Here is a 17913-nt window from a genome sequence, read left to right as displayed (position 1 = left end):
AATGAAGGAGGAACGTCCCATTAAAGTTAATGAGAACCAACCTCAATAAATACCTATAATCTGCTAACCAAAAATACAGAAGTGAACGCATCCATGTCAGTACGACTCGGTCTCAGCCCCCTGAGCAAAGCGCTGTCCATGCGACGGGCCATGAGCTTTAACTTGAAACCCTGTACGCTTGCCCTTGCGATCTCCCTGCCCATCGCCGGTTACGTACAAGCCCAAGAGATCGACGTCAACATTCCAGCCCAGCCACTGGGAGCGGCGCTGCAGGAGTTTGGCCGCCAGACCAATCTGCAGGTGCTCTACAGCCCGACGGATGTGCAAGGCAAAAGCAGCAATAGGGTAAAGGGCAAGCTGGCACCGACCCGGGCTATCGCCGCCCTGCTCCAGAACACCGGCGTCAGTTACGGGCTGCAGGGCACTACCATCACCATTACGGCCCGTGCCAGTGAATCTTCCACGCTGGAATTGGGTGCAACCCAGGTTAGCGCCAACCAGTTGGGTACGGTGACCGAAGACTCAGGCTCCTATACGCCGGGCACTATCGCCACCGCTACGCGAATGGTACTGACCCCACGAGAAACACCTCAGTCGATCAGTGTTATCACACGCCAGCACATGGATGATTTTGCGCTGACCTCTATCGATGATGTGATGCGTCATACGCCAGGCGTCACTGTATCGAGGCTCGACAGCGAGCGGACCCAATACTTCGCACGTGGGTTTTCGATCGAAAACTTTCAATATGACGGCATCCCAACCCTGCGTAACGCGGCTTATTCGTCTGGCCAGACCCTGACGGACATGGCGATCTACGACCGTGTTGAAGTACTCAAGGGTGCCAATGGCTTGTTGTCCGGCGCCGGGGCCCCCGGGGCAACGCTCAACCTGATCCGTAAAAAGCCAACCAAGGACTTCAAGGCCAGCCTCGAATTGGGGGCGGGCAGCTGGGATAACTACCGTTCCCAGGTCGACGTCAGTGGGCCACTCACACAAAGCGGCAATATCCGCGGCCGTGCGGTGGCTGCTTATCAGGACAAGCACTCGTTCCTGGACCACTATGAACGCAAAACCAACGTGTATTTCGGCACGATTGAAGCCGATCTCAGTGAAGATACCCTGCTGACTGTCGGATTCGATTATCAGAACAGCGACCCATCCGGCGCAGGATGGGCAGGCAGCCGTCCGTTGTTTGACCGTAGCGGTAACCGCATCGACGTAAAGCGTTCGTTTAACAGCGCTGCCAAGTGGAGCAGTTGGGAGCAGTTCACCCAAAGCGCGTTCGCCACGCTGGAGCACCAATTTGCCAATGACTGGGTGGTCAAGGGCCAATACACCCATCAATTCAGTGGTTACGACGCACAGATGGGGTCGATCCAGACAGGCCCATTCGTAGCCACCGGCATGTCGACGCTTTATGCGAACAAATTCACCGGTGATACCCGCGCCGATTCCGGCGATATTTACGCCAGCGGCCCGTTCAGCTTGGGTGGTCGGGAACACGAACTCGTGGTGGGCGCCTCTGCGTCTAACTCCCACTGGAAGGGCAAAAACTACGCCAACCCGATTCACGCTAATGAACGAATCGTCGACTTCTGGAACTTCGACGGTGATTTCCCCAAACCCGACTGGGGCGCAGTGACCCAGAGGTTCGATGAAACCACCCGACAAACTGCCGGCTACGCGACTGCACGCTTGAACCTTACCGATGATTTTAAAGTGATCCTCGGCAGTCGCGTGGCCAATTATTGGTTGACAGGCACCAGCGACAGTACGGAAACCGGCAAACTGATTCCCTATATCGGCGCCACTTACGACCTCAACGACAACTTTACCGCCTACGCCAACTACACCGAAATCTTCTACCCACAGACGGCGCGCGACCGGGACAACAAGGTACTGGAACCCGATGAAGGCAAGAACTACGAACTCGGTGTGAAAGGCGAGTTCTTCGACGGTGGGCTGAACACCAGCCTGGCCTATTTCGAAGTGCATGAATCCAACCGCGCGGAATCTGACACCGAATACAACGCCAACCCGACCAACCCAGCGATCAACGATGCCTCCAGAGGCATCAAAGCCAAGACCAAAGGTTTCGAAGCCGAGCTGTCCGGTGAACTTGCACCTGGCTGGCAAGCCCAGGCGGGCTATACCCACAAGGTCATCCGGGACGAGCACGGTGATAAAGCGTCAACCCTGGAACCCCAGGACCAGATCAGCTTCTTTACCACGTACAAGCTCAGCGGCCCGCTGGACCGCTTGACCATCGGCGGCGGCGCTCGCTGGCAGGGTAAAACCTGGCAATCGGTCTACAACAGCGCGAAATCTCGATCCGAAGACGTTCGCCAGGAAGCCTACTGGGTGGTCGACGCCATGGCCAAATACCAGTTCACCGACAAAGTCTCCACGACACTGAACGTCAACAACCTGTTCGACAAGCATTACCTCACCAACATTGGCTTCTTCAACACCGGCTATTACGGCGATCCGCGCAATGTCATGCTAACCACTCGCGTGGACTTCTGACTCCGGCGCTGCCGTTCGAGCAACCCAACCCCCGCTAATCGGCGTAATGCCGTTCAGTTAAGGCTTTTTGTAGGAGCGAGCTTGCTCGCGAAAAACTCACAGGCGCCGCGTTCAATCAGGAAACACGCGTTATCGTTGAGGTTCTTCGCGAGCAAGCTCGCTCCTACAAAGGGCGATATACGCTTAAGTGAACAGCATTACGCCAATCGGCGGGGGTTTTGTTTGGCCCCGCCAAACCTGGTCACTATCTGAGACTGCAAGAGAAACACCGGTACGAAGCCGGTGTTCCAAGCCCGAACGCCAGGCCTCACTTGCGTATGACGCGCTTTACCGCGGATACAAACGAAGCGATGAACTCAGGGTTGTGGACGATCTTGTCATGGGTCGTATCGATCACCACCGAAGCCTCAACCCCATGGCCAATGCCTGCTTCAAGCGCCGTGCCAATAACGTGGCGATCCACTTCGGACTTGCTTTGAGCGGCCCACCAACAGCTCACTGGCGCGGCAATGCTCACGTAGTCGGCCTCTTTCAATCGCTCATCCAGCGCAAGTTTCAAAGCCCATGAAACATCCAGCTCTCCACCCTGCTGCAACTCACTGCGCAGGCTGGTGAACGTCTCGCCCAGGAACGAATCGGCCCACTCACAGAACATCGCCCACTGTTGATCAGCTGTGGCGCCGCCGTGCTCGACATCCCGCCAGGCATGGGCAATGGCCTGTGCAGCATCAGGGAACATCACCGCCAGCAATGCCACACGCCGGTCCACTAACGTATCGCTGATTGCCGCTGGCTCGGCAATGGGACTCAAGGATTTTTCCCTTTCCCAGAACGCCGTGACACGCAAGGGTGGAGGCGCATCGATACACCCCACAAACGCGACTTCCGCGCCCTGCTCTTCCAGGACCGCCGCCACCTGCAACGCCAGATTGCCTCCCAGCGACCAACCTCCGAGGTAATACGGCCCCTGCGGCTGAGCCACCTGAAGCTGCCGGGCATATTCGTCGACCATCGCATCCCAGGTCGGCACTTCGCTCAACGGATCAACCAATGCACGGCAAATGACGCCGCGTACCGGCATCTCCAGGCGCAGCGCCATGCCAATGGCTTTATAGCAGTGTGCCGAACCGAAGCTTGGATGAAACAGGAACAATGACGGGACACCCTGATGGCCGTTCAGCTCAACAATCAGCGAATGATGAACCCCATCCGGTGCATCGCTTGCCAGAGCCCTGACGGTGGGGCGTGTCATCAGTTGGTTGACCGTGAGCACCAACCCGCAGTGAGCAGCCAGGCGTTCTTTCACCACCAGAAGCAGCAACGAGTGCCCACCCAGCTCGAAGAAGTTATCGTCAAGGCCCACACGCTCAACACCCAGCACTTGCTGCCAAACCTGCGCCACCTGTTGTTCCAGCGCTGTGAGCGGCGGCGCATAGTCGCGGTGCTCTGTACCCGCTTCAGGACGCGGCAGCGCCTTGCGCTCCAGTTTGCCGTTGGGGCTGAGCGGCATTTTCTCCAACAACACCCATTGGGCGGGCACCATAAAGGCCGGCAGGTGGATTGATAAATAGCCGCCAAGGGCTTCACGCCACTGAGGCACAGTCTCGTCAAGTACCACATACCCAACCAGTTGAGTGCCATCGAGCGCCACGACTGCCGCTTCACGTACCAGTTGATGTTCAAGCAGGCGTGCCTCTATCTCACCCAGCTCGATGCGCAGGCCACGCAGCTTGACTTGATGGTCGATACGCCCGGCGTATTCGATCACCCCATCAGGGCGGTAGCGCGCCAGGTCGCCGGTACGATACATCCGCTGCCCCACCCCGAAAGGGTTCGCGACAAAACGCTCGGCCGTCAACGCAGGCCGACGGTGATATCCGCGCGCCAGCCCTTTCCCCGCCAGGTATAACTCGCCGAGCACGCCGACGGGTACAGGCTCCAGGTTAGCGTCCAGTACATGGCAACCCAGGTTTGCGATGGGTTTGCCAATGGGCACGGCATCTTTGCCCTCATCGACACAGGTCCAGTGGGTGACGTCGATGGCCGCTTCCGTGGGGCCATAGAGGTTGTACAACCGGGTCTTGGGCAGCTTCGCAAATACCTGGGACTGCGCGTCGACGGGAAGTGCCTCACCGCTGCAAATGATGCGCTGTACACTGGTGCAACGCCCCACTTGGCCGTCCTGCAAGAAGGCTTGCAGCATCGACGGCACGAAGTGCAACGTCGTGACACGTTCGCGCACGATCAGGTCGACCAACTTTCTCGGATCGCGATGATCGTCGGGCAGCGCCACCACCAATCGGGCGCCGCTGAGCAAAGGCCAGAAAAACTCCCACACCGACACATCAAAGCTGAACGGTGTCTTCTGCAGCACGGTATCGCTGGCGTCCAATGCATAGGCTTGTTGCATCCAAAACAAGCGATTGGCCAGGGCTGAATGACTATTTCCCGCGCCTTTAGGCTTGCCGGTCGAACCCGAGGTGTAGATCACATAGGCAAGGTTTTCACCGCCGACCGCCACGTCGGGGTTCACCTGGCTGTATGCACTCAGCCAGGCGTCATCAAGATCCAGGTCAATACGCACCACATTGTCGGCCGTCGGCAGATTCACGTGCGACTGGCTCAACAGCAGCTCTACCGCACTGTCCTCAAGCATGTAGGCCTGACGCTCCTGGGGATAGTGCGGGTCCACAGGCACATAGGCGCCCCCGGCCTTGAGGATGGCTATCAAGGCCACGACCATCTCAACGGAGCGCTCCATCGCCACGCCCACCAGACTATCGGGGCCGACACCGTAAGCGATCAAGGCATGGGCCAGGCGGTTTGCGCGATGATTCAAGGCCGCATAGGTCAATTGTTCTGTGCCAAACACCAGGGCAGGCCGGTCCGGAGTACGTTCGGCGTGCTCTTCAAAGCAATGATGCACCTGCTCGAGAGGGTAATCAGTGGCGGTCGCATTCCAGGCATCGACCATCTGCCAACGCTCTTGGGCATCCAGCAGTGCCAGCGAATTGATCGAAGCGTGCGGCGCCGCAATCATTTCATTCAATAGGCGCTGCCAGTGATGCGCCATGCGTTCGATGGTTGTGGCCTCGAACAGGTCGGTCGCATAGCCAAATGAAGCCTGGATACTCGAACCCTCCTCGCAGACATTCAAGCTGAGGTCGAACTGCGCCGTGCGGCTTTCCCACTCCAACCCTTCCAGTATGAGACTGGATGCCTGTGCCTCGCTGTCGCTGCCGGCCCCTCGGTTCTGATGATTGAACATCACTTGGAACAACGGGTTGTAACTCAAGCTACGCTCAGGACGCAGTGCTTCAACCAACTGTTCAAAGGGTAAGTCCTGATGCGCCTGGGCCTCGAGTACCCGCTGACGAGCCTGGCGCAACAGCGTCAGAACAGTGGTGTGCTCGTCGATATCGGCTTTCAACACCTGGGTATTGACGAAGAACCCGATCAGACGCTGCGTCTCCACCCGGTTACGGTTCGCTGTCGGCACACCTACACGGATATCCCGCTGCCCGCTGTAGCGATACAACAGCGCCTGGAAGGACGCGAGCAGCAACATGAAACTGGTCGCCCCCTCGCGCTGGGCCACAGTTCTGACACCCGCAGCCAGTGCGTCATCCAGTACCAGCTCCAGGGACGCGCCGCGATAGCTCTGTACAGCAGGACGCGGGCGATCCAACGGCAACTCCAGTACGGGTTGCTCACCACCGAGCAGCTTGAACCAGTATTCCAGTTGCCGCTCCTTCTCCCCTGCTTCCATCCAACTGCGCTGCCAGAGGGCGTAGTCTGCGTACTGGATCGGCAAGGCGGGCAAGTCAATCCCATGTCCATGGCTGAGAGCGGTATACGCCTGCACCACTTCTTGCACCATGACTTGCATCGAACCGCCGTCGGAGATGATGTGGTGCTGCACCAGCACCAACACGTGCTCCTCCTCGGCCAGGCGCAGCAATGTGATGCGTAACAGCGGGCCTTGTTCAAGATCGAAGGGGCGCGCAATCTCTTGTTCAATCCGCGCTTTGAGGTGGCCTTCATCGATCTCCTCAGGTGCCAGGACGATCGAAAATCCTGGCAGCACCGCCTGCTGCGTGACCTCACCGACCCGTCGAAACCGCGTGCGCAAACTTTCGTGTCGCGCGATCAGGTACTCAAAACTCTTCTGTAGCGCGGCGATATCCAGGCGTCCCTTGAGTCGCAAGGCACTGGGAATATGATAAGCGGCACTGTGCGGGTCCAACTGCCAGAGGAACCACTGACGCTCCTGGGCGTACGAGAGCGGCAATGCAGCCGCTTCAAGCCGCACTTGCGGAATAGGCAGGTTCGCGGGGGAAACACCCTCCTGCAACATCCTCTGCAGATAAACCTTGCGCTGCTCCAGCCCCAGGCCGATAAAGCGCTTCATGATTTTCTGAGCCATCTGGCTATCCATTACACCTCCTCCATTTCGTCGAGGAGCGAATCCAGGAACGACAATTTTTCTGTACTGACACGGGTGCCCTGCCCCTGCAGGTGGTCTGCTAGCAGTTTGAACTGAGCATGCTGGAACAGCTCATGCACGCTGATCTTCACCCCCAATTCCAACTGAATGCGTGACATCACATTGATCACCAATAGCGAGTGCCCGCCCAGCTCAAAGAAATTGTCGTTGAGGCCTACCTGTTCGACGTCCAGCACGTCTTGCCAGATCCCTGCCAACTGTTTCTCAAGATCGCTTTGAGGTGCTACATACTCGCTCTGCGATACTTGGTTACCAGGCTCGGGCAACGCTTTGCGGTCCAGCTTTCCACTGGGGCTCAACGGCATGCTGGGTAGGCGCACGAAGTATTTGGGCACCATGTAGTCCGGCAGTTGTGCCTGCAGGGCGTCGCGCAGTGTCTGGTTGTGCTCGGGTTCGTCAGAGGCCGACGGCTGGGCAACGTAGTAGCCAACCAATTGGCCGCCGCCGCTGCCCGAGCGCAGAATCACTTCGGCGTGCGCCACTTGTGCCTGACGCAGCAGCAAGGCGCGCACTTCCTCCAGCTCCACACGGAAGCCGCGAATCTTGATCTGCTGATCCAGGCGTCCCAGGTACTCCAAGGCGCCATCATCCCCCCAGCGCACTCGGTCGCCTGTGCGGTACAAGCGCCCTCCCGCACTGCCGAATGGGTCGGCAATAAAACGCTCGGCCGAAAGCCCCGCACGCCCGAGGTAACCGCGAGCCAAGCCTTCTCCGCCAACGCACAATTCTCCGGCAACGCCGGCAGGCACCGGGTTCAGGTCACCGTCCAAGACCCGACAAACCACATTGCCCAAGGGCCGGCCGATCGGCGAACGCGCGCCGTCCTCCAAAGAGCATGCCCACCACGTTGCATTGATCGTCGTTTCAGTCGGGCCGTAACGGTTGTGCAGCTCAACGGCCGGAAGGGTCCGCAGGATCTGATTGCGCAGTTCAGCACTCAGCGCTTCGCCACCAGAGAACATTCGGCGCACATGCACGCACTGCGCAACACCCGGCGTGTCCATGAACAGCTGCAGCAACGAGGGGACGAAGTGCAACGTGGTTACGCCGAATGCCTGGATCAACTCCATCAGGCGCACCGGGTCCCGGTGTTCGCCCGGCGCCGCTATCACCAGCCGGCTGCCGCTGATCAATGGCCAGAAACACTCCCATACCGATACGTCAAAACTCATCGGGGCCTTTTGCAGCAACACATCGTCGGCCTGCAAATGGTAGGTTTCCTGCATCCACGCCAGACGTTGTGCCAATGCGTCATGTGTCACCCCCACCCCTTTAGGGTTGCCAGTGGTGCCTGAGGTGTAAATCACATACATCAGGTTCTGGCCGCTCACCGCAACCTGCGGATCGGCATCGCCGCCGGCACTCAACCAAGCTTGATCACCGTCCAGGCTCAGGCACTGCACGCCTTCAGCCGGCGGTAGGTCCAGGTCCGACTGAGTCAGCAGCCATTTAACGCCACTGTCCTTGAGCATGTAGGCGAGGCGTTCTTGCGGATAGTCCACGTCAAGCGGCACGTACGCGCCGCCAGCTTTGAGAATCGCCAGCAAACCCGCCAGCATGTCGAAAGAGCGCTCCAGCGCGATACCCACCAGCGAGTCAGGACCCACGCCTTGTTTTATCAATCCGTGCGCGAGGCGGTTGGCGCGCCGGTTCAACGCATCGTAGGTCAATTGCTGGTCGTCAAAGATCGCTGCGATTGCCTTTGGCGTACGGCGTACTTGCTGCTCGAATTGGTGCTGGACAAGACTGTAAGAGCCGCTATTGACCCCTCCATTGCCTTGCGCCATCAGCGCCCGGTGCTCCGGCGCTGTCAATAGCGTCAATTGCGCCAGCGCCTCCTGCGGCCTGGCAACCATTGCCATGATCAGATGCAGTAAATGTTGATGCAGGCGTTCAACCGTAGTCGCCGCAACTTGGCCAAGGTCATAGGTGTAGTGCAGGCTAAGCGTTTCACCGGAACCGACGGCAATCGACAAGGGGTAATGCGTCTGCTCGCGACTCTTCACCTCGCCGAACCGAACCCCCAGCGGGGCACCCTGCTCCAGGACCTCTGATACCGGATAGTTCTCAAACACCAGAATGGTGTCGAACAACGCCTCACCGCCCAATCCGGCCAGGCGCTGTAGCTCGAACAACGGCGTGTGCTCGTGCTCGCGCAATGCAAGATTCTGTCGCTGGACTTGCTGCATCCATTGCGCCGCGGTCATGTCTGGCCGAGGTGTTGCCACAACCGGCAGTGTATTGATGAATAAACCGACCTGCTGCTCCACGCCGCGCAGGTCCGCGGGACGTCCCGAGACGGTGGCACCGAAGGCCACGGTGTCCTGCCCAGTGTAGCGTTGCAACAGTAATAGCCAGGCCGATTGCACCAAGGTGTTGAGCGTAATCTTCTGCCCCTGGGCAAATGCTTTTAGCCTGGTCATCTGCGCCACTTGCAGCTCATGCGCGTACTCCCCAAGGCACGATGCAGTCTGCTCCGTGTTGCGCGGCAGTGCCTGGAACAACCGTGTCGGTTCGTCCAGATTGGCCAGTTGCGTCTTCCAGAAGGCTTCGCGCAGGGTTTTATCCTGGGACTGCACCCACTCGATGAAGTCGCGGTAGCGCGTGAGCTGAGCTTGCGGAGTCACGCCTGCGTAACGCTCCAGTACTTCGCCGAGCAGCTGGGAACTGCTCCAGCCATCCATCAAAATATGGTGGCTGGTGTAGATCAACTGACAACGCTGCGGCCCGGTGTGGGCCAGTGCGATACGCACCAGCGGCGGATGCTCCAGGTTGAAACCTTGTACGCGTTGCGCGTCGGCCAGACGGTCCAGCATCTGCTGCTGCCCGGCGCCCTCAGGACATTCGGTTTCAATAAACGGCAACTGCACGTGGCGATGCACGACTTGCAATGGATGCTCCAGGCCGCCCTGCCAGATAAAGCCAGTACGCAGGATGTCATGGTTATCCAACGCGGCCTGCCAGGCATCGCGAAAGCGCGGAACATCCAAGCCATCTACGTCCACGCGCATCTGGTTAACGTAATCACCCGCCTGCGGTTCATACAACGCGTGAAACAACATGCCTTGCTGCATGGGCGACAACGGATAGACGTCTTCGGCGCCCGCCAATTCGAACTGCTCCAGTTGCGCTTGAGTGAGCGCGGCCAGCGGGAAGTCGGACGGCGTCGCCCCCTGATGGGATGACAGGCAGCAATGCTCGATCAGTTGCTTGAGTTCTTGTGCATACGCGTCAGCCAACCGCTGCACAGTGGCTTCACTGAACATTTCACGGCTAAAGCTCCAACTCAGGTTCAGCTCACCGCCGTAGACCTGGCCGTTAATCTCCAGCCAGTTACCCAACTGGGCCTGCTCGCTTTGTTCAGGCCCAGCCTCCTCGCCCGTCGGAGTAAAAAAGGCCCCCGTGGCATCCTCTTCGAAGGTCCCGTCGAACTGGCCCAAGTAGTTGAACGTAATGCGCGGCTGTGCCAGCCCGCTCAACACCTGCCGAGCATGATTATCACCCAGGTAGCGTAGCGCGCCGAAGCCGATGCCTTTGTCCGGCACCGCGCGTAACTGCTCCTTGATCCCCTTGATCGAATCCGCAAGGTTCGCCGCCGGCGTCAACGCCAATGGGTACATACTGGTGAACCAGCCGACAGTGCGGGTCAGGTCCATATCGTCGAACAGATCTTCACGGCCATGGCCTTCCAATTTGACCAGTAGCGAATCACTGCCTGTCCAGCGGGTAATCACGCGGGACAAGGCGGTCAACAGCAAATCGTTGACCTGTGTGCGATACGCCGCTGGCGCCTCTTGCAAGAGACGACGGGTAAAGGACTGATCCAGGTGGGTGGTCACAGAAATTGCCAGCGCGTTATTCAGGCCACCCTGCGGGTTGTCGCATGGCAGACCGGCATCGGCGCCCTGCAATTGTGTTTGCCAGAATCGCAGCTCTTCCTGCAATGCCGGGCTCTGTGCATGGGCCTGCAAGCGTTTTGCCCAGGCCTGGGTTGAACTGGTCTTGGCCGGCAATGCAATTGCCTGCCCGCTTTGACGCTGGGTATAGGCGGTCTGCAGGTCCTCGAGCAGAATGCGCCACGAAACGCCGTCCACCACCAGGTGATGGATCACCAGCAATAGTCGTTGGGACGCATCCGGCAACTCAACCAGCACCGCACGCATCAACGGTCCTTGCGCCAAGTCCAGACTGCGTTGTGCCTCCCGGCCTAGAGACTCAAGCGCCCCAACAGTTTCCAAGTGCCTGTGCCAGAGCAGATCGCCGTATGAGGCTACATCGCGATACTCAGCCTTCCAATGGCCCGATAACTGACTGAAGCTCAGGCGCAATGCGTCGTGATGCTCGATCAACGCCAACAACGCAGCGTTCAAGGTCGCTTCATCCAACCGTGTACCGGGGCGTAGCACCACGGACTGATTCCAGTGGTGACGTTCGGCAATGTCTTCCTGGAAAAAGTACTGATGAATCGGCAACAGCAGTGCTTCACCCGTGGCCAAGCCTTGCTCGATGATGAGCCCCTGCCCACCTGTCTGAGCGACGGCCGCCAGGCTCTGTACCGTTTGATGCTGGAACAGATCCTTGGGGGTGAAGCGAATACCGATCTGTCGGGCACGGCTGACCACCTGGATCGAGATGATCGAGTCGCCGCCCAACTCAAAGAAGTTGTCATTCAACCCCACACGCGGCAGGCGCAGTACATCGGCCCAGAGGCTGGCAATCTGCTGTTCCAACCCATTCTGTGGCGCCACATACACCTGCTGCAATTGGCTGGCATCCGGCTGTGGCAAGCCTTTGCGGTCGAGCTTGCCGTTGGGCGTCAGCGGCATTTGTGCCAGAAACATGAAATGCGCCGGCACCATGTAGTCCGGTAAGCGAGCCTTCAGTACACGACGCAAGGCATCACGGAACTCAACCTCGTTAGCTTGAGTGGCGGCAGGCACCACGTAGGCCACCAGTTGCTTTCCATTCGGCCCCTCTTGGGCGACCACTACGGTTTCGCCCACGCTGTCCTGTTCACGCAGACGCGCTTCGATCTCACCCAACTCAATACGGAAACCCCGGATCTTCACCTGATGGTCAACACGCCCCAGGTAATCCACCACGCCATCCGCACGCCCACGGGTCAGGTCGCCGCTGCGATACACGCGGCTGCCCGGTTTGCCGAACGGGTCCGGTACGAAACGCTCGGCAGTCAGTGCCGGACGCTCCAGGTAACCCCGGGCCACGCCCTCACCGCCCAGGTACAGCTCGCCGGCCACGCCGATGGGTTGCAGGTTCAGTTGCGCATCCAGCACGTAGCCACTGCGGTTGCCCAACAAGGTGCCGATGGGCGCGTAGACGGCGCCACATGGGTCGCCTTTACGGGCCTTCCACAGCAGTGGCGTAACCACGGTTTCGGTCGGGCCGTAGCCGTTGAACAGGTATTTGGGTTTCAGCGCGCGCCACGCCAGGTCATAGCTGGCTTGAGCAACGGCATCACCACCAAAGCAATACACCCGCACCGGCGGTGGGTTGCCGTCGCGCTCGGCGTGTTCGGCCAACTGTTGCAGGTACACCGGCGGGAACACCGCCATGGTCACGTTGTGGCGATGCATCTGCTCGTAGGTGTATTCCGGCAGCCATAGGCTGTCATCACGGATCAACACGCTGGCGCCGTTGATCAGCGGGTGCATCCAGCCTTCGTGGGAGCCGTCGAAGGCAAACGACATGAAGTGCAGTTCGCAATCGCTTGGTGAGGTTTCATAACGCTCGCCAGTGGCGATGATATGCGCCACCAACGGCCCGTGGGACACCGCCACGCCCTTGGGCAAGCCGGTGGAACCGGAGGTGTAGATCACGTAGGCGAGGTTGTCACCGTCCAGCGCCACATTCGGCGCTGTATCGCTGTAACCGGCCCATTCTTCGGTGCGATCAATGGCCAGGGTATCCAGGCCCTCAGGGACCGGCAGTTGCTGCAACGCACGGCTGTGGGTCAGCAGCAATTGCGCACGACTGTCTTGCATCATGTACAGCAGGCGATCACGTGGGTATTCGATATCCAGCGGCACATACACGCCACCGGCTTTCATCACCGCCAGGAACGCCACCATGCTCTCGGCACTGCGCGGCATGGCGATGGCCACCCGCACTTCCGGGCCGACGCCACGGGCAACCAGGGCATGGGCCAGGCGGTTGGCCTGGCGATCCAGCTCGCCATAAGTCAGGGTTTGCGCGTCGAATTTCACGGCAATTGCTGCCGGATTCTCGCGGGCACGGTCGGCCACGAGCTCGTGCACCAGGCGCTGGGCCGAAAAGCCTGAGTCGGTACGATTGCAAAGCTGCAGGATATGCTGCTGCTCGTCGACACCGAGCAGGTTCAACTGGCCAATCGTCTGCTGCTGATCGGTAACCAACGCCCGCAACAGGTTTTGCCAATGACGAGCCATGCGTTCGATGGTGGCAGCGTCAAACAGATCGGTGCTGTAACCCAGGGAGGCCCAAAGCCCGTCACGGCTGTCATGAGCATCCAAGTCCAGATCAAAGTGAGCCGTGCGGCTTTCCCAAGTGAGGTTTTCAAAACGCAGTTGCGTGAATGTCGGCGCATCGACGGTGGGTCCGTCGGCCTGGTAATTGAACATCACCTGAAACAGCGGGTTGAGGCTCAGGCTGCGCTCCGGTTGCAACGCCTCCACCAGTTGCTCGAACGGCAGGTCCTGATGAGCCTGGGCTTCCAAGGCGCGCAGACGTACCTGAGCCAGTAACTCGCGCACGGTGGTATGCCCGTCAATGTCAGCCTTGAGCACTTGGGTATTGACGAAAAAGCCGATCAGACGCTCGGTCTCAACCCGGTTTCGATTGGCAATCGGCACGCCGACGCGGATGTCTTGCTGGCCGCTGTAACGATGCAAGAGGGCTTGGAAGGAAGCCAGCAGCAGCATGAACATCGTCACGCCTTCAGCCTGGGCCACCCCTTTAAGGTCTGCAGCGAGCGTGGCCGGCAGCAACACCTCCAAACGTGCACCACGATGGCTTTGCTGGGCCGGACGCTGATGATCGAACGGCAACTCAAGGACCGGCTGTTCACCGCCCAACAAGTCACGCCAATAGCTCAGTTGCCGCTGCTGTTCCCCGGCCTCCATCCAGTCGCGCTGCCATAGGGCGTAGTCGACGTACTGGATCGGCATTTGCGGCAGCTGCAGGTCCCGGCCTTGACTGTAAGCGGCGTACAACTGCATCAGCTCCTCGACCATGACTTGCATCGACCAGCCATCGGAAACGATATGGTGCTGCACCAACACCAGTACATGTTCCTGCGCAGACAGGCGCAGCAAGGTCACGCGCAACATCGGCCCCTGCTGTAAATTGAACAGCCGTGCGATCTCCGCTTCGACCCGCATTTGCACATCGGCCTCTTCCACCTCGGCCAACACGATAGAGACAGGGGCGCACGCTTGAATGACCTGCACGGCCCCCTCGTCCGTCTGCTGCACATGTGTGCGCAAGCTTTCGTGGCGTGCCACCAGGGCATCAAAACTGCGCTGCAAGGCAGCAATATCGAGTTGGCCGTGCAGGCGCAATGCGCTGGGGATATGGTAAGCAGCGCTGTCAGGGTCCAGTTGCCACAGGAACCATTGGCGCTCCTGGGCATATGACAATCGCAACGGCTGATCACGATTGGCCACTCGCATCGGCGGCGCCGACGGCGCTGCGTGCGCCGTGTCAGCCACCACGCTGGCCACAAAGCCTTGCAGACGCGGCTGCTCGAACAGGCTGCGCAGCGGCACATCACGCCCAAACAACTGACGCAACTGCGAGATGACTTGCATCGCCAGCAACGAATGCCCACCCATTTCAAAGAAATGGTCCGTCAACCCCACTCGCTCGACGCCCAGAATCTTGGCCCACACGGCCGCCACTTGCTGTTCCAGCGCAGTCACCGGTGCGACCCATGCCTGCTGTAACTGGCTGACATCCGGTTTGGGCAGGGCTTGGCGGTCGAGCTTGCCGTTGGGGTTGAGCGGCATGTGTTCCAGGAACATCAGATGCGCTGGCACCATATAATCAGGCAGTTGCTCGCGTAGCACGCGTTTAAGTGCGTCGGCGTCTTGGGGGTCGGCCACCAAATAGGCAACCAGCTGGTTATCGGCCGCCAGAACCAGGGCTTCACGCACGCCCTTTTGGGTTTGCAATAGCGCTTCGATCTCTCCAAGCTCGATGCGAAAACCGCGAACTTTTACTTGGTGGTCTACCCGGCCTACATACTCGATAACACCGTCAGCGCGGTAACGCGCCAGGTCGCCGGTGCGATACAGACGAGCGCCGCCACCACCCAATGGGTTAGGCACAAAGCGTTCGGCGGTCAGCGACGGGCGGTTCAGGTAAGCACGGGCCAGGCCGCAATGGCTGGCGATATACAACTCACCCACTGCACCCAGTGGCGCCAGGTTCAGGTCGCGGTCCAACACATACAACCCACGGCCCGGCAGCGAGCGGCCAATCGGACTGGCTGTGCCAACGATGTCTTCACCCGTCGTACAGTCCAGTACGCTTGAGACCACGGTGGCCTCGGTCGGGCCGTAGGTGTTGAGCAGCCGTACATGCCCCAGACCGGCTTTCAACCATTGAGCCGGGCCTTCCAGCGGCATCGCTTCGCCACCAATATGGACCTGACGCAGCGCGCCATACGAACGTGGCCCCGCCGCCAGGCAGTCAAGCAGGAACAAGTTCCAATAGGCTGTCGGTAAGTCTGCCAGGGTAATGCCCTGAGCGATGATTTCAGCATACAGCCGTGCGCTGTCCCACAATTGGGCGCCACGCAAGACGACGGTGGCCCCATGGGTCAATGCCGGGTAAAGCTGCTCGACGAAGCCATCGAAGTTCAGGGTCGAGAATTGCAGCACGCGATCATCAGGCACCAGACGGGAATAATCGGCGGCGATGCTGGAAAACTCAGTCAGCGCCGCATGATTGATCGCCACGCCCTTGGGTTTGCCGGTGGAGCCGGATGTGTAAATCACATAGGCGAGGTTCAGTGGGTCCACTGTCACCTGCGGGTCATTTTGCGCACAGCGTTGCAACGCCTCTTCGGCGCGATCTATGTCCAACCGTGCAACATCACCAGGCAACGCCAGCTGCTGCGTGGAGTGGCTCAGCACCAAACGTACATCACTGTCTTGCAGCATGTGCAAAAGGCGCTCGCGTGGGTATTGCGGATCGAGTGGCACATACGCACCACCGGCCTTGAGGACCGCCAACAGGCTAATGATCATGGCAAACGAGCGCTCTACCGCGACCCCAACCATCACCTCGGGGCCGACGCCCTGGCCGATGAGGTAGTGGGCCAACTGGTTGGCCTGGCAATTCAACTGGGCGTAGGTAAGCGACTGATCGTCAAGGCAGAGCGCGACGGCCTGCGGCCGCTGCTGCGCCTGCACTTCAAACAAGCTATGAACACAGCTTGCAACTTCTGACGCGGCGGCGCTGTTGTTCCAGTCGCCCAACAGTTGCCGCTGCTCTTGACTGGCCAGCATCACCAGCTGGTCGATACGCTGCTGCCCAGCATTGGCGAGCGTATGCAGGAGGGTTTGCCAGTGCATCGCCATGCGTTCGACGGTGGCCGGTTCAAACAGGTCGGTGGCGTAAGTCCATGAGGCGCAGAGTTTTTGATCGACTTCCTCGGTGTCCAGGCTGAGGTCGAACTGCGTACTCTGCTCTTGGAACGACAGCGCCTGCACGGCCAGGCCCGGCAATAGATGCCCGCCACTGGATGCGCGCCCCTGGACCTGGTGATTGAACATCACTTGGAATAAGGGGTTATGGCTCAGGCTGCGCTCAGGTTGCAACGCCTCCACCAGTTGTTCGAACGGCAGGTCCTGGTGGTTCTGAGCCTCCAGCGAACGCTGTTTGACCTGGGCCAGCAACTGACTGAACGTCATCTGCCCATCCATATCAGCCTTGATCACCTGGGTATTGACGAAGAAGCCGATCAGGCCCTCAGTCTCGCCACGGTTTCGGTTGGCGTTAGGCACACCCACACGGATATCGGATTGACCGCTGTAGCGATACAGCAAGGTTTGGAACGAAGCCAGCAACAGCATGAACAGGGTGACGCCCTCGCGTTGCGCCAAGGCCTTGAGGCTGGCGGCCAATGCAGGCTCCAGCACAACATCATGGCGTGCGCCCCGGTAACTCTGCCGGGCTGGGCGCGGATGATCCAAAGGCAACTCCAGCACCGGTTGCGCGCCACCCAACTGTTGGCACCAATAAGCAAGCTGACGCGCTTTCTCTCCGGCTTCCATCCAGCTGCGCTGCCACAGGGCATAGTCGGCATACTGGATCGACAACGGCGCCAACTGACACTCAAGGCCTTGGCTGAAAGCAGCGTAGAACTGCATCAGTTCTTGCACCATGATCCCCATTGACCAGCCATCCGAGACAATGTGGTGCTGCACCAGCACCAGCACATGTTCGCGTTCGCTCAGGTGCAACAGGCTCAGCCGCAATAACGGACCGTGCCGCAAATCGAATGGCCGCATAATTTCTGCCTGCACATTGGCCTGCAACTGCGCTTCGTTCACAGCGCGCTCAGCCATCTCTATGTGCGCATGTTCCAGTACCACTTGGGAGCGGCTTTCACCGTCCAGATTCAAGCGCGTACGCAAGCTTTCGTGGCGCGCCAGCAAGCTGTCGAAACTGCGCTGCAACGCCTGCTTGTCCAAACTGCCGCTGAGGCGCAATACGCCAGGAATATGGTAAGCAGTGCTTTCTGGGTCCAGTTGCCAGAGAAACCACTGGCGCTCCTGGGCATAGGACAGCGGCGTAGCCTGGCCGGCCTCGCGCACCGAGGCAATCGGCAGCTGAGCGAAACTCATGCCCCGGGTTTGCAGGCGCTGATAAAA

The 17913-nt window shown here is 59.4% G+C and carries 3 protein-coding genes; 1 reads left to right on the top strand and 2 read right to left on the bottom strand.

What is annotated here, in order from left to right:
• Positions 1 to 138 precede the first annotated feature (138 nt).
• Positions 139 to 2529, top strand: a complete 2391-nt coding sequence (locus tag CRN80_RS21915) for a TonB-dependent siderophore receptor (protein ID WP_098951106.1) — start codon at positions 139 to 141, stop codon at positions 2527 to 2529.
• A 307-nt stretch (positions 2530 to 2836) separates the two neighbouring features.
• Here CRN80_RS21915 and CRN80_RS21910 read toward each other — a convergent pair whose 3' ends face one another.
• Complete coding sequence (locus tag CRN80_RS21910) at positions 2837 to 6967, bottom strand: amino acid adenylation domain-containing protein (protein WP_098951104.1); 4131 nt, start codon at positions 6965 to 6967, stop codon at positions 2837 to 2839.
• A complete protein-coding gene (locus tag CRN80_RS21905; protein WP_371861813.1) occupies positions 6967 to 17886 on the bottom strand; it encodes a non-ribosomal peptide synthase/polyketide synthase in 10920 nt (3639 codons plus the stop codon). The genes CRN80_RS21910 and CRN80_RS21905 overlap by 1 nt, the downstream gene beginning before the upstream one ends.
• Positions 17887 to 17913 lie beyond the last annotated feature (27 nt).

Origin of the sequence: Pseudomonas sp. FDAARGOS_380 (genome assembly GCF_002591235.1) — a bacterium.
Lineage (GTDB): Bacteria > Pseudomonadota > Gammaproteobacteria > Pseudomonadales > Pseudomonadaceae > Aquipseudomonas > Aquipseudomonas salmasensis.
This window is presented reverse-complemented; position numbering and strand designations above follow the sequence as displayed.